10 protein-coding genes and 1 riboswitch are annotated in these 14,403 nt (G+C 63.3%); of the genes, 3 read left to right on the top strand and 7 right to left on the bottom strand.

Annotation, left to right across the window (positions count from 1 at the left end):
- Positions 1–251: 251 nt before the first annotated feature.
- From GTP69_RS03195 to GTP69_RS03185, 3 genes are all read left to right on the top strand, one after another.
- The gene (locus GTP69_RS03195; protein ID WP_110844507.1) at positions 252–539 is read left to right on the top strand and encodes a type II toxin-antitoxin system HicB family antitoxin; all 288 of its coding nucleotides are present in this window, start codon (positions 252–254) and stop codon (positions 537–539) included.
- A 25-nt stretch (positions 540–564) separates the two neighbouring features.
- Positions 565–738, top strand: coding sequence for a hypothetical protein (locus tag GTP69_RS03190; protein WP_161053533.1), 174 nt, complete (start codon positions 565–567; stop codon positions 736–738).
- A 222-nt stretch (positions 739–960) separates the two neighbouring features.
- Positions 961–1,161, top strand: a complete 201-nt coding sequence (locus GTP69_RS03185; protein WP_161053859.1) for a heavy-metal-associated domain-containing protein — start codon at positions 961–963, stop codon at positions 1,159–1,161.
- Here the strand turns inward: GTP69_RS03185 and GTP69_RS03180 are convergent, their stop codons facing one another.
- The 7 genes from GTP69_RS03180 to GTP69_RS03145 form a co-directional block, all read right to left on the bottom strand.
- Positions 1,162–1,884 (bottom strand): glutathione S-transferase, encoded by a 723-nt coding sequence (locus GTP69_RS03180; protein ID WP_161053532.1) that lies wholly within the window; start codon positions 1,882–1,884, stop codon positions 1,162–1,164. It abuts the gene before it with no gap.
- Between the two features lie 41 nt (positions 1,885–1,925).
- Positions 1,926–3,980 (bottom strand): TonB-dependent receptor, encoded by a 2,055-nt coding sequence (locus GTP69_RS03175; RefSeq protein ID WP_161053531.1) that lies wholly within the window; start codon positions 3,978–3,980, stop codon positions 1,926–1,928.
- A 61-nt stretch (positions 3,981–4,041) separates the two neighbouring features.
- Positions 4,042–4,260, bottom strand: a riboswitch (cobalamin riboswitch).
- Between the two features lie 19 nt (positions 4,261–4,279).
- On the bottom strand, positions 4,280–4,666 hold the full coding sequence (cueR, locus tag GTP69_RS03170) for a Cu(I)-responsive transcriptional regulator (RefSeq protein ID WP_161053530.1): 387 nt from the start codon (positions 4,664–4,666) through the stop codon (positions 4,280–4,282).
- Positions 4,663–6,900 carry a heavy metal translocating P-type ATPase gene (locus GTP69_RS03165; RefSeq protein WP_229260799.1) on the bottom strand — a complete coding sequence of 746 codons (2,238 nt, stop codon included), beginning with the start codon at positions 6,898–6,900 and terminating at the stop codon, positions 4,663–4,665. The genes cueR and GTP69_RS03165 overlap by 4 nt, the downstream gene beginning before the upstream one ends.
- A 69-nt stretch (positions 6,901–6,969) precedes the next feature.
- The gene (locus GTP69_RS03160; protein WP_161053529.1) at positions 6,970–7,818 is read right to left on the bottom strand and encodes a FecR family protein; all 849 of its coding nucleotides are present in this window, start codon (positions 7,816–7,818) and stop codon (positions 6,970–6,972) included.
- A complete protein-coding gene (locus GTP69_RS31245; RefSeq protein ID WP_229260798.1) occupies positions 7,787–12,709 on the bottom strand; it encodes a beta strand repeat-containing protein in 4,923 nt (1,640 codons plus the stop codon). The genes GTP69_RS03160 and GTP69_RS31245 overlap by 32 nt, the downstream gene beginning before the upstream one ends.
- Positions 12,710–12,724: 15 nt before the next feature.
- Positions 12,725–14,302 carry a ShlB/FhaC/HecB family hemolysin secretion/activation protein gene (locus GTP69_RS03145; protein ID WP_161053528.1) on the bottom strand — a complete coding sequence of 526 codons (1,578 nt, stop codon included), beginning with the start codon at positions 14,300–14,302 and terminating at the stop codon, positions 12,725–12,727.
- Positions 14,303–14,403: the final 101 nt, after the last annotated feature.

Below are 14,403 nucleotides of genomic sequence, written 5' to 3'. Positions count from 1 at the left end.
CGAAGCTTAACCAGGTACGGGGGTGTGGGACCTTGGCGAAAGAGTGTTTCTGTTATGCACTTTTAAATTCTTTAATGCATGGCATGAATGTTATCTGAGGCAACAGGCGATGTCAATCGCTCAAAAACCACGAATAGCGGGGTAAAGGCGCGTCTGAAAAAGTGCTTGAAACCGTCGGCATCCTGTATGACACTAAGAATCCAAGTTATTGATTTTGCCCGGATTTCGCGCCACAGCAGAGGTCAGACATCATGGACATCCCTATCCTGATCCAGAAAACCATCGGCGCCAAAAAATATGGCGTGACGGTGCCGGACATTCCCGGCTGCGTGACTACGGGCGACACGGTGGGCACCGCCATGAGCAACGCCACCAAGGCCATCTACGGCCACGTCGGCCAGTTGGTCGAGCAAGGCAAGGCCTTCGAAATTCGGCCGTCGGAAGTGGAAACGCTGTCGCAGGAACCCGACTACGCCGGCGGCATCTGGGCCCTGGTCAGCCTCGACCTGGCCCGCCTGGACGACCCGCCGCAGGATTAATCTCCACCAGCATCCAGAAGCCGCCATGGAATTGCGCATCGTTGCGCCAATGATCGATGGTCGTGGCGGCGGGGATAGGTTCGCCATGCGCCATCCCCTCCCCTTCAAATCCGCCTGTCTTAAGATAGCGCGCATCGCCCCAACTGCCAAATGCTTTTTTGGATATGGCACGACAACACTTTTACCCGTTTCAGCATGAACTTCGCTAGTCATTCAAGGAGGCTAGCGCGTTCCGGTGCGCCACCCGATGCGCTATCTCAACACCGCCTCAGTCATGAGACGCTTCGCCCCTCCCCTACGCCACCGGCTCCAGCCCCGCCCGCTCCAAAGTTGCCATACCAACCCTCCCAAATGAACGCTTGACCTTCCCATGGCAGGAAGGATTAAAGTACAGGTAATGAAACTGTTTAAGGAGTATGCGATGTACCAGCTGCAAGTAGAAAACATGAGCTGCGGCCACTGCGTGGGGGCCGTCACCAAGGCCGTGCAAACCATCGACGCCGGCGCCAAAGTCGAGATCGACCTGGCCACCAAATCCGTCAAGATCGACAGCGCCACCCCGCTCGCCCCGCTGAAATCCGCCATCGCCGACGCCGGCTACCCGGTCACCAGCGCAGCGTAATTATTTGTCCAGCTCCGGATAGTGGCGGAAGATGTCGGTCTCGTTATTCGGAATCCGGCGCTTCGAGTTGAGGTAGGCGGCAACATTGGGGCGCTGCGCTACTTTGGCGTGCAGGGCAAACAGGCCGGGATACGATGGCGCCAGTTTCGCCATCGTGTTGGGGAAGGCATACGCCAGCCCGTCCAGCAGCTGGAACAGCGACAAATCCACATACGACAGCCGCGATCCAATCGCGTAACCGCCACGTCCCGGATTGCGCTCGATGACGCCTTCAAAATAATCGAGGAACTTCGGTATGCGCTTCTCGCGAAAATCCCTGGCGCGCGCCTTGGCTTCCTTCTTCTGCTCCTCGTAGTACGCGCTGGAAGAAATCGGATGATGCGTATCGTGCGCCTCAGCGACGATGTCGGCGATGGTCAGCTGTAGCTGATTGGCCCACAAGCGTCCGTCCTGCGAACGCGGCGCCAGCCCATGCTTCGTGCCTAAAAACATCAGGATATTCGCAGTCTGCCCGATCAGCAGTTCGCCCACCCGCAGCACCGGCGGCGCAAACGATGGATGCGCCACCTGTTCGCCATCCAGGCTGGCCGTCAGCGCGGACATGCCGCCCTTCTTGCGCGCCACGTCGACATACGGCACGCCGGCTTCCTCCAGCGCCAGCCGCACAAATTCACCGCGGCCCTGGAGACCGTCCCAATAATAAAGTTGGTATGGAGTCGTCATGCAGCCATGGTAGCACCGGCGCCACCATGGCGTAGCCCGATTCAGAACGTGGTCTTGACCGTCAGGCGGAAGGTGCGGCGTTCGGCCGGATGGTAGTGGATGTCGTCCACGCCTTCCGCCGGCTCGCCCGGCAGGCGTGAAGCGTAGTAGTAATCCACATCGCTGGCCTTGCGGTCGAACAGGTTGAAGGCGTCCAGCTGCACCGTCCAGCGGCGGTTGAATTTATAGCCCACACGCGCATACGCGATCGCCGTGCTGGCCGAGCGCTGGCTGTTATCCTCAATCAGCGGACGCGGTCCGAAGTACCGCATCTGGAAAGCGCCCGACCACGGCCCCATATCCATGACGGTGGCGCCGAACGAAGCCACCTTGCCGATCGCGCCGGGAATGTAATCGCCCACCGGATCATGCTCGGTGTAGTGGCTGCGCGAATACACCATATCCAGATCGAACAGCAGCCAGGAATTGGCAATGTAGTGGTTATTCCACTCGATGCCTGAACGATAGCTTCCACGGCTCGGCGAGGTGTCGCCGGCGTCGCCGGAAAACACCAGCTCCGATTCGGAGCGCAGCTTCCACAACGCCATCGAGCTTTGCAGGCCAGGCAGGAATTCGGTACGCGCACCAATCTCCGCGCCGCGCGTCTTCACCAGCGGCGTGACCGGATCGATCGGCTCACGCTCCTTCGGCGTCAGATGCACAGTGGTGCCGCGCGCATCGTTGCTGTGAAAGCCTTCGCCGTAGTTGATGAAGAATTCGGTCTTGGCCCAGGGTCCCAGCACCACCGAAAATTTCGGCGACGTGGTGCCGGCACTGACCTTGCCCGAGTTCTCGGCGATGTTGCTGTCGACGTCAAAGCGGTAACGGTCGTAGCGCAGGCCGGCCGTGGTGCGCATCCACGGCAGCCACTGCACAGTGTTCTCGACGTAGGCGCCGGCGCTGGCTTCCTTCACTTTCGACTCGGTGATCACGCCCAGCGTTTGCTGATGCGCCGTCTTGTAGAGGCCCAGCGGCGAGATGTAGTCGTAGCGTCCCTGCAAGCCGACCTTGTTGCTGACATCCAGACCGCCCCAGTGGCTGAACCACGTCTGGCCGACGTCGAAGCCGGCCATGCGGCGCTTCTCGGTCTGGCGCGACTGGTCGCCGTTGACCGGGTCGTCGAGGAAGTAGGTGAAGTCGTTGTACAGCGTCAGGCTCGATTGCACCACGTAGGCATTGGCCTGGAACAGCGCGTCACTGGTGCGCTTGCGCATGGTGGCGGACAGGCTGTATCGCGACGTCTCACCGCCGTCGGTCGGATCGATCGCGCCAAACGGATCGATCTCGCCGCTCTGCACCGCGCGCAGCGGAATCTGGTTACTCGCATGCCAGGCACCCTTGTAGAACATGCCGGTCACGGTGAACTGGTCATCGCTGGCGCCTTGCGCGTAACGCAGCACGCCCAGGCTTTTGTGGAAGGCTTCCGGCTCCACCCACGGGCCGTTGTTGTGGCCCAGCTCCGCACCGTACACCAGATTGCCGGCGCCCATCGGCGTCGAACCGGTGACCACCGATCGGTAATACTGGTTCTCGCCCACCGACAGGCTGGCGGTGTTTTCCCGCAGCTTGTTCGCCAGCGTCAGATGCGCCGCGCCGGCCGACGCGAAGTCGCCTTCATCCGCGTAGTACGGACCTTTTTTGTAGTTGATGCGGTCGACCAGTTCCGGGATCAGGAAGTTCAGATCGGTGTAGCCCTGGCCGTGCGCGTGGGTGCGCATGTTGACCGGCATGCCGTCGACGAAGGTGGCGAAGTCGGTGCCGTGGTCGAGGTTAAAGCCGCGCAGGAAGTATTGATTGGCCTTGCCGTCGCCGCTGTGCTGCGTGACGATCACGCCGGGCACAAACTCCAGCAGTTCGCCCGGACGCAATGCGGGACGATTGGCGATCAACTCCGCCGTCACCGCCCCTTGGCTGGCGGCGTTGGAGGTGCCCACGCCGTTATCGTAATGGCCGCGTACCTGGACCGTGGTCTCCGGCGTATCGGCGGCATCCGTGGTGTCCGCATGGACGGCCAGCGGCAGGAAAGTCGCCAAGGCGACGATCGATTTGTAGATCATTGAAAGCTTTCAGAAGCAAGCCACTCACCTCCCCGTGAGCGGATTGAATAGAAATGCCTGCGGCATTTCCCCCTGTTTGGCCGGTATCCGGGCTGGCAAGCAAATCCGCCTGACCTTCCCATGCAAGGAGCACAGTGGTATTGCGAGGCGGAGTGTCGTCATGCGACGACGCTTGTTGACCGTTGCGGGGGCAGCACAGGTGGGCCGGTGACGGCTTCCTGTTTCCCGTTTAACTGCGCATCCGAACAGAAGCGCGAGCACCAAAACGTGTCAGGATTATACGTGCTTCGGTGGTGCCGTCAATCGGCCAGGCTTTGCAGGATGGGGCAATCGGGACGCTGGTCGCCGTGGCAGCAGCTGGCCATGGTTTGCAAGGTGTCGCGCATTTCGGTCAGTTCGGCGATGCGCTGATTGAGTTCGGCCACGTGGCCCATCGCGATGGTCTTGACGTCGGCGCTGGCGCGTCCTTTGTTCTGCCACAGCGACAGCAGGCCGCGGATCTGCTCCAGCGAGAAGCCCAGCAAGCGCGCGCGCTTGACGAAGCGCAGCGTGTGCAGGTCGTTGTCGCCGTAGATGCGGTAGCCGGCGTCAGTGCGTTTGCCGGCCGGGATCAGGGCAATGCTTTCGTAGTAGCGGATCATTTTGGCTGAAACGCCGGTGGCGGTTGCGGCTTGTCCGATATTCATGTGCGGTGCTCCGGTTTCCAGCGGCGCAGCAGCAGCGCGTTGCTGATCACGCTGACCGAGCTGAGTGCCATCGCACCGCCGGCCACCATGGGGTTGAGCAGGCCGAAGGCGGCCAGCGGGATGCCGATCAGGTTATAGATAAAGGCCCAGAACAGGTTCTGGCGGATCTTGCTGTAGCTGCGGCGCGAGATGGAGATGGCGGCGGCCACCAGTGCCGGATCGCCGCGCATCAGCGTGATGCCGGCAGCGTGCATGGCGACGTCGGTGCCGCTCGACATGGCGATGCCGACATCGGCGGCGGCCAGCGCGGGCGCGTCGTTGATGCCGTCACCGACCATGGCGATGGTGCCGCCTTCCTGTTTGAGGGCGGCGATGGTACTGGCTTTATCGGCCGGCAGCATGTTGGCGACGATGCGCTGCACGCCGAGCTGCTGGCCGACGGCGTTGGCGCTGCCCTGGTTGTCGCCGGTGAGCAGCACGGTGTGGATGCCCATCGCGCGCAGCGCGGCGATGGCGGCTTGGGCTTGCGGTTTGATGCGGTCGCCGAAGGCCAGCAGGCCGAGTAACTGGCGGGTGTTGGCATCGGCCAGCCAGGAGATGGTGTGGCCGGTGTGCTCCAGTTCTTCGGCGCGGACGGACAGCGCTTGCAGTGAGATGCCCTGCTCCTGCATCAGGCGCGTGCTGCCCAGCAGCAGACGGACGCCTGCCACCGTGGCCGTCACCCCGCGTCCCGGCAAGGCGCTGATGTCGGACGCCAGCAGCGGCGGGGCGACGCGCTCAGCGACATCGGCGGCTTGTTGGACTGCACGGGCTAACGCGTGTTCGCTGCCGCGCTGCACGGCGGCGGCCAATTGCAGCAAGTGCGCTTCGTCGACGCCCGGCGCGGGCGCCAGCACGGCCAGCGACGGCTGGCCTTCGGTCAACGTGCCGGTCTTGTCGAAGGCCACCGTGGTGATGCGGTGCGCCAGTTCCAGCGCCTCCGCGTCCTTGATCAGAATCCCATGGCGTGCCGCCACGCCGGTGCCGGCCATGATGGCCGCCGGCGTCGCCAGCCCCAGCGCGCACGGACACGCAATCACCAGCACCGCCACCGCATTGATGATGGCCTGCTCGGCATCGCCGCCCACCAGCCACCAGCCGGCGAAGGTCAGCAGCGCCAGCACCAGCACCACCGGCACGAACACCGCGCTGACGCGGTCCACCAGATGCTGCACCGGCGCCTTGGCCGCCTGCGCATCCTCCACCAGACGGATGATGCGCGACAGCGTGCTCTCCGCCCCCACCGCCGTCACACGCACCAGCAACAAGCCTTCGCCGTTGATGGCGCCACCGGTCACGCGCTCGCCGGCATGACGGGCGACCGGCAGGCTCTCGCCGGTAATCAGCGCCTCGTCCACATGGCTGGCGCCTTCGCTGACCACACCATCGGCGGCGATACGTTCACCGGGACGCACGACGATGATGTCATCCACCCGCACTTCATGAATCGCGACATCCACATCCTGCCCGCCCCGGCGCAAGCGCGCCGACTCCGGCCGCAGCGTTTGCAGCGCGCGGATCGCCTGCGCCGTGTGACGCTTGGCGCGCGCTTCCAGCCACTTGCCCAGCAAGACCAGCGTAATCACCACCGCCGACGCTTCAAAATACAGGTGTGGCATAGCGGCGGCCGACAGCAGCTGATACACGCTCAGGCCGTACGCCGCGCTGGTGCCCAGGGCCACCAGCAAGTCCATATTGCCGCTGCGCGCACGCGCTGCCAGCCAGCCGGCGCGATAAAAGCGTGCACCCAGCCAGAATTGCACCGGCGTGGCCAGCAGCCATTGCAGGCGCCCGTCCAGCATCCAGTGGATGCCGGCCAGTTCCAGCAGCATGGGAAGGACCAGGGGAAGTGAGAGCAGCGCGGCCAACAGGACGGCCGTGCCGCCGGTCGGCGTGAAGGCTGCGAGGAAGCCGCGCGCGGCCGGAGCAACGCCGTCGCCCGCAACGGTGGCTGCATCGGCGGCAGGTGCAGCGCCCGGTTCCGGTGGCGGCAGCGAGGCCTGATAGCCCGCCTTGTCGATCGCCTGCGCCAGCGTGGAAAAATCGACCGGCTGGGCCGACTCCACGCGCGCCATCTCGGTTGCGAGATTGACACTGACTTTATCGACGCCCGGCACGGCCGCCAGCACCCGCTCCACCCTGCCAACGCAGGAGGCGCAGCTCATACCGTCAATTTTGATCGCTTGCTGATTCATGGGCCACCCGATGCTGTATTTACATACCTACAGCATCAAGTATCCCACGATTGGAAGGTCAAGGTTTTTTTAGCGGACTTCGCAATCCACCGCATTGGACTTGGGCGGCGTGGTGCTGCTGGTCGGGCCGGTCGACTGGCTGAACACCGGCGGCGGCGTAAATTTCAGGCCCGGATTCTGCGGCACGATCACCGGCGGCTGCACGAAAGTCGCCGTGTAGCCGAACTGGCCAGCGGCAAAATTCTGCGTGCCGCCCTTATTGGTCAAATTGATCATTCCGTCGATCACCTGCACATAGAGGCCCGGCACCAGCGTGTTTTGACTGCCCGGCTGTGGAATGTTGGCTTGCGCCAGCATCAGCGGTTGCAGCGGATAGGCGTCACCCAGGCCGGCGGTACTGGCCATCAGCCACGCCTGGCGCTCAGCGGCCGCAAACGCGACGGCTTGTTCGGTCGGTTCCACCCATTCAGCGATGAAAGTGGTGCCGCGAATGCCGATGGTCGCACTTGGCGTCTTCAGCGAGAACTTTTCCTTGTTGCGCTTGCCCAGCAGGCCGGTCACCGAGCGCAGGCCGCCCTTGACCAGGTTGAAGGAAGCGTTGTCGCCATCCGGTTTGTCGGCATCGTAGGCGAAATTCTCCACCTTGAAGGTCGTCGACGGCTTCAGCGTGATCTCGCTGTTGTCAATGAACTTGACCATGGCGTAGGTGTTCTTCTCGGTCACCAGCGTGTCGCCGCTTTCCACCTCGGATTTCATCGACAGGATGCGTACCGCGCCGTCGGTCCGCTTGGCCATCAGCGGTCCGCTTAACTGCACGATGGTGCCCGCTACCTGCGCCGCCCAGCCGGCGCCGGCCACGCAGAATAGCATCAACGCCAGCCACGCTTTAATTGCAGTAGAGTTTTTTAGTTGCGTCATTTTGCGTTCCGGTCTTGTCGGTGGTTGTTGCTACTTTGTCCGTCTTTTTGCTGTCGTCAGGGGTTGACGAGGTGGTCGTGCCGCCCGAGCTTAAACCGCCGGACGAGCTGCTGCCCGGCGCGCTATCGCTGGCCGCCAAGGTTTTGATGACCTGGTTGGAGGCTTGCTGGACTGGCTTGACAGGCTCAGAAGCCGTTGGCGGCGACAGCACTTGGCACAACGCCGAATTCGGCGCGATGGTGCAGATATCGGCCGACGGTGGCGGCGTTGGTACCGGTGTCGGGACTGGCGTCGGCACAGGCGTTGGTACCGGCGTCGGCACCGGAGTTGGTACAGGCGTGGGTACTGGCGTTGGCACAGGCGTTGGTACAGGTGTCGGCACAGGCGTCGGCACCGGAGTTGGTACAGGTGTCGGCACAGGCGTCGGTACTGGCGTCGGCACCGGAGTTGGTACAGGTGTCGGTACAGGTGTCGGTACAGGTGTCGGCACAGGCGTCGGTACTGGCGTTGGCACAGGCGTCGGTACTGGCGTCGGTACTGGCGTTGGCACTGGCGTCGGCACCGGAGTTGGCACAGGCGTTGGTACTGGCGTCGGCACCGGAGTTGGTACAGGCGTTGGCACAGGCGTCGGCACCGGAGTTGGTACAGGCGTTGGTACAGGCGTTGGCACAGGCGTCGGCACCGGAGTTGGTACTGGCGTTGGCACAGGCGTTGGTACTGGCGTTGGCGTTGGTGTTGGTGTTGGAGTCGGTGTTGGCGTCGGTGCAGGCACAATCGTCGCCGTCACCGCCCCGTTCACATCCGACACAATGCCCGTCGACGAATAAGCCGTCCCAGTAATACCCACATGCCCGCTGGCCGACGTCACCTTGCCAGAACCGCCGACCGTAATCGTATTGCTGACATCATAGCCAGTGCCCGCTGCCAACGTAATATCGCCGCTGAGCGAATCCACCCAACCGTCAATCACCAGCGGACTGTGCGTCTGCAAGGTGATCGCGCCGGTAGAGGTTTGCACCGTGCCGGCGATCTTCATGCCGCCGGTATTATCGATGCTGATGGCGCCGCCATTGCCGCCGCCCGCGTCAACCTGGGTAACGTCATGCACCGTCATCATCTGTGTATTGTGATTGGTGTTGGCGATGTAAATCCCCGCCGTGTTGCCGCTGCCGGCCGTATTGATCACCGTCAGCTCCGCCACCTCGGTCACCAGCGGACTGCCACTGGCGCCCACACCGCCCGTGGTGTTCAACGTCAGTCTATCCGCAGTCAGCGCCATGCCACTACCGCGCACCACGCCACCGCCCGTCACCGAAATCATCACGTCGTCGTTGCTGCTGACGCCGTCAATATCATCGAGCTGCGCAATCGCCAGCGTTCCGGTGTTGGCGAATTGCAGGTGCCCGCTCCCGGTCTGCGCCACCGCCAGATTAGTGACGGTATTGCCCGGACTGGTCAGCATGATATTCCCGGACGTCTGCAACGCCAGATCCTGCACAGCGATGTTGCCAGTCTGGGTAATGTTACCGTCATTGCTGAACAGCGCAATGCGGGTGGTCGCGGCGTTGCGGGTAGCCAGCGTGCCGCCATTGCCACCGATGATGCCAGCCACCGTGATATTGCCCACGTTGAGCGTGGCATCGGTCGAGCCCAGCGTCACGCTCGGCGCCGACAGACGCCACAGATTGCTCACCGCCAGACAATCGCCGCCGCAGCCATTGTTGGCGCCAACCACCATTTTATAGTCGGTGCTGTACGGGTGCACGATGGCGTAGGCGGACGCCAGTTCCGCCGCCAGCGTCAACGAGTCGGCGCCGATCTCGAAGGTGCCGGCCGAGCCAGCTTTATTCACCACCACCGAATCACCCGCCAACGTTACTTTTTGCGCGCGGCCATTCAACGTGCCGTTCACCGTGATGCCCCTGGCCTCCACATTCACCGCACCGGTCGAAGCACTGCTCAGCGAGACGTTCCCCAAAGTCAGCGCCTGACCGTTATGGAACGAAAGCGATCCCACATCCGTGGCGCTGAGCGCAGTCAATTGATTGTTGCCCAGCAGGCTCACCGCCCCCGGCGTGCTCACACTCAGCGACAGCGCACTGAGTGCGCCCTCATCGACCGCCTGTGAAATATTTCCGGTCCCCGACAGCGCGATACTGCTCTGGCCAGCGTCGATGTTGCTCACGCTGTAGTCGCCTGCGCCTCTATAACTGAAAGTGCCACTGGAGCTGCCGGTGACACGGTCGGCCAGGTTGGCGCCGCTTAGGTTGACGCTGCCGTTGCTGCTGGCGACAGCAGTGGCGCTCAGGGAGCTGGCAGTGATCACGCCACTGCCAGTGATGTTGGCGCCTGTCAGCGTCACACTCTGCGTCTTCGCATTCAGCGCGCCCGCCACCAGCACATCGCCGAGCGACTGGATGCTAATCGTGCCATCGCCGTAGGTGCCGGTCAGCGTGATGCCATTCAACGTCAGCTGGCTGGCATTGTCATTGAAGGACAAGGAGCCGACACTGGTCGCGCTCAGCGCCGCAATCTGATTAGAGCCGTTCAGGCGCGCCGCGCCGGCGGCCGTCACCGACAACGAATTCGCGCTCAGGGTGGAAGACTGACCCTGCTGGATACCGCCGCCGGAGCTGAGGGTGATCCCGCTGCCTGCGGTGATATTGCCGCCAATATTCATATCGCTCAGGGAGCTGAAGCTGAAGCCGCCGCTCCGCGCACTGCCGGAAATATCGTTGACGCTGTTGGCGCCGCTCAGCGCCACGCTGGCGCCATTGGCGTTCAGGCTATCGGCGCTAATCGCGCCGGTGCCGCTGATATCGTTCGTCGCATTCAGGTTCAGGCCCTGCGCCACCGTCAGTGCATCATTGACCGCGATCGAAGCGCCGGAGAGATTCACCTGGCCGATGCCGCTGCTCAGGTCGACCGGACCGGCCACCGTCACCGTGCCGGCCGCACCATTGCCGATAGTGAGCGTGCCGGTCGATACCGATCCCAACCCGGCTGCGCTCAGGCTTAGCGTGCTGGGATCGCTGCCGCCGAGCGTGATGCCGCGGCCGGCCGTGTACGCCGCAAACGAGACCGCATCCTTGCCATCGCTGGCGCCGCTGCCGACGGTGCCGCTGGCGCCGTTCAGGACGATATTGTCGGCCACGAAGGACAGCACCGCCGGGCTACTGGCAGTGGTCGCCACGCTGCTGTTGGCGCCTAGCGTGATGGTGCCGCCGGCAACGTTGGCGCGCGCGTCCAGGTTACCGCCCGCCAGATCCACCTTGCCGTCGATGTTGATATAGGCGCCGGTCAGCGTAGCGTTCTTGCCGCCGGTGCGCAGGATGGATGCGTTGTTGGCGGCACTGGCCAGCGTGATGCCGCCGATGCCGGTGGCGCTGCCGCTGGCCGCGTCGTTCGCGGTCAGCGTGACGCCGCCGCCCATGTAGATCGGCGCGTTGACCTTGATGTCATTCCCGGCCTGCACCGTCAGCGAGGCACTGGTGTCGTTCGAAATACTGCTGCTGAAAGTGATGTCGCGTTTGGCTTGTAGCACCACATTGCTGCTTGCCTGGGTAATCTGGCTGGCGCCGATGGACGTCAGGCCGCTGATCAGGCCACCGCCAAAGGTGGTGACATCGGTCAACAAGCCACCGAGGCCGCTGACCACTTCAATATCCTGCGGATCAAGCAACCAGCTGCCAGTCTTGCCGTTGACCGCGCCGGTATTCACGCGCGCGCCGGCCACGTCCAGGTAATCGCCGGAGGTTTCCACCTGGCCGCCATTGCCGCCCTGTGCGCCGCGCGCATAGATCGAACCGAACATGCGCGTCGCATCCTGGCTCCACACCACCACCGTGCCGCCGTTGCCGCTCTGCGTGGCGTCGGCGCTGATCACCACGTCCTTGCCGACGAAGGTAGACTCGGCGTTGACCACCGCCGCGTTCTTGCCCTGATAATCGCCGCCGACCAAAACCTTGCCGCCGCCGGCCGCGCCGCTGGCGTCCACCACCGCATTGCCGGTCACGCCGACTTGCCGGCCCAGCAGCAGAATGTCGCCGCCAGTGTTCTGGTCGCTGCCGGTAGCGCTGGTCACGCTACCCGCCTCCACCAGCGTGGTGCCGCTGGCCTTGAGTACGATCTTGCCGTTCTCGCCGCGCACCGCGCTGTTGGCGTTGATCACGCCGCGTTGGTTGACCAGCGCGCCATACACGCCCACGCGGCCGCCCTGCGCCACGATGCTGCCCAGGTTCAGCGCCTGGTCGGCCGGCGCCGACACCACCACCTGCACATTCGGATCTTTCGAATCGAACAGCTGCACGCTGTGACCGGCCGCCAGCACCACATCACCATTCGGCGCGGTGATGACGCCACTGTTTTCCACCGATGGCGCGATCAGGAAGATCTGGCCACCGGACGGCGTAGTAATCGTGCCCTGGTTGCTGACCTTGCCCGCGACGTCGCCGGCCGTGAAGTTGTTTTTACCCGCCAGGAAATCGGCGTTGGAAATATTCAGGCTCGACGCCACCAGACCGTTGACGTCCACGCGCGCGCCGGCGCCGAACACCACGCCGTTCGGATTAATCAGGAACACCTTGCCGTTCGATTGCAGCGAACCGAGGATCAGGCTCGGGTCCACGCCGGTCACGCGGTTCAGCACCTTGCTGTCGCTGCTTTGCTGGATGAAGCGGGTGACCTCGTCGGCGCTGATCGAAAAGCCTTGCCAGTTGATGATGGCGTTCGGCGTATTGGTAATCGTAAAGGTCTTGCCCTGCTGACTGAAGCTCGCCTGCCCCGCCACCACGGTCGGGTTGACGGGCGCCGCCTGGGCGCTGGCGTAACAAGCCGCCACCATCATGGCGAGGGCTTTGCGGCGCAAGTTAAAACGTGGAGTCGGTTTCATCTTGTCTCTTCTTCTTTAGTAAGCCAGGCCCAGGCGCAGGTGCAGGCGGTTGGCGTCGGCGCGGGTGGTCAGGCCGGCCTTGGTCACGTGGCCATAGTCCAGTTGCAGATTCACATACGTCGACAGCACCAGGCGCGCGCCGAGGCCGGCGCTGGCGATGGTGGTGGTGTCGAGGTCGCCCGGCTGCGCCTTGTTGCGGCTGACGTAGGCGGTATCGTAGAAACCCAGCAGGCGGCAGTTCCAGCCGGTGCGCGTGCACAGGTTGGGCGTGTAGGCCTCCAGGTTGAGGCTGACGCCGGTATCATTGGAAATTTCGCGCTCGGTAAAGCCGCGCACCGAGGTGGCGCCGCCGGCGCCGAACTGTTCGCCGGGAATTAGCGCGTCGCGCGTGTACTGGCCGTTGACGATGGCGCGCAGCTGCCAGTCGCTGGCCAGCGCGCGCGTGACGCTGCCGGCGAAGCGCAGCACGGTGTAGTCCGGCTTGGCGTTCAGGCGCGCAGCGGTGAAGGCGCCCTGGTCGCCGTTGGAGCCGCCGGAGATATTGCGCAACAGCGTCAACTGGCCGCCCACTTCGCCTTGCGGGATAGGCGCATTCAGCTGGTAGCTGACGCTGACCGGATGCACCGTCACATTGTTGCCCAGCTCAACGCCGTCGTACTGCACGCTGTTCTTGAACGCTTTGACGTCGACGCCGTAGGACAGCCGCGACTCGACTTCGCCGCGCTTGGCCAGCGCCTGGTTGTAGCGCGCACCGTACACCGCGCCCTTGCCGCTGACGGCCAGGTTGAGCAAGCCGGCGCTGATGGTGCCGGAATCGACGTTGGAATAGCTGGCGAAGAAGTCCAGCGAGTCACCCAGTTCATACAGCGGAATATGGTAGCCGGCGCCATACACCTTGACCCGGCCCGGCTCTTCGGCCGAGGTGGTGTATTGCAGCGAACCCACATGGTCGCGGCCGAACAGGTTGGCGTTTTGCAGCACCACGCCGACGTGGGTCTTGCCGGTGCCCTCGCTGCCGGTGTTGTCGGCATTGGCCATGACCTTCCATGGCGACTCGTCCTTAACGTCCAGCACGGCGTCCACCTCATCGTCGCGCTCGCCGCCTTGCAGCTTCATCGTGACCTGCTTGGATGGATTCTCGTTGCCCTGTTTCAGGTTGGCTGACACCGCACTCAGGTCCGGCGTGCGGCCCGGCTGCAAGGCCGGCAGGCTGCGGCGGATGTTGGCTTCGTCGAAATAGCGGTTGTTCTTGACCGTCACGCGGCCGATTTTGGTCTCCACCACGCGCAGCATGACCACGCCGCCGTTCAATTCCTGCTCCGGCAGTTCGATGGTGACGATGTTGTAGCCGTGTTGGTGATAACGCGCTTCCAGTGCTTCCAGTGCGCGCTGCACGTCGCCGAAGTCGCGCTGCTTGCCGCTGTAGCCGGCCAGCACGGCGTCGATCTCGGCCTGCGGCAACAAGGTGTTGCCCTTGACGTCGAAGCGGGAAATCTCAAACCGGATGATACCGTCATCCGCCGCGCCCCACGCCGACGCCACTGCGGCAGCAAGAAGGGACACTGCAAGCAGGCGCGTGATCTTATATTTCATGTTGTGACGCATGACGGATGGCATTTGATTTTTATCAGGATGAGGGGTGGGCCAAAAAAATAGCCCTAGGGAAACTTTTTATTGAAGTGTAAACTGCCTTG

It is taken from the genome of Duganella levis, assembly GCF_009857605.1.
Lineage (GTDB): Bacteria > Pseudomonadota > Gammaproteobacteria > Burkholderiales > Burkholderiaceae_D > Rugamonas > Rugamonas levis.
Note: the sequence above shows the minus strand (reverse complement) of the source record. Positions and strands in the feature narration are given on the sequence as shown.

Bases quoted from the DNA above. Each gene is read 5' to 3' on its own strand.
- GTP69_RS03195 (WP_110844507.1), top strand. From the start codon at position 252: ATGGACATCCCTATCCTGATCCAGAAAACCATCGGCGCCAAAAAATAT.
- GTP69_RS03190 (WP_161053533.1), top strand. From the start codon at position 565: ATGGAATTGCGCATCGTTGCGCCAATGATCGATGGTCGTGGCGGCGGG.
- GTP69_RS03185 (WP_161053859.1), top strand. From the start codon at position 961: ATGTACCAGCTGCAAGTAGAAAACATGAGCTGCGGCCACTGCGTGGGG.
- GTP69_RS03180 (WP_161053532.1), bottom strand. From the start codon at position 1,884: ATGACGACTCCATACCAACTTTATTATTGGGACGGTCTCCAGGGCCGC.
- GTP69_RS03175 (WP_161053531.1), bottom strand. From the start codon at position 3,980: ATGATCTACAAATCGATCGTCGCCTTGGCGACTTTCCTGCCGCTGGCC.
- cueR (WP_161053530.1), bottom strand. From the start codon at position 4,666: ATGAATATCGGACAAGCCGCAACCGCCACCGGCGTTTCAGCCAAAATG.
- GTP69_RS03165 (WP_229260799.1), bottom strand. From the start codon at position 6,900: ATGAATCAGCAAGCGATCAAAATTGACGGTATGAGCTGCGCCTCCTGC.
- GTP69_RS03160 (WP_161053529.1), bottom strand. From the start codon at position 7,818: ATGACGCAACTAAAAAACTCTACTGCAATTAAAGCGTGGCTGGCGTTG.
- GTP69_RS31245 (WP_229260798.1), bottom strand. From the start codon at position 12,709: ATGAAACCGACTCCACGTTTTAACTTGCGCCGCAAAGCCCTCGCCATG.
- GTP69_RS03145 (WP_161053528.1), bottom strand. From the start codon at position 14,302: ATGAAATATAAGATCACGCGCCTGCTTGCAGTGTCCCTTCTTGCTGCC.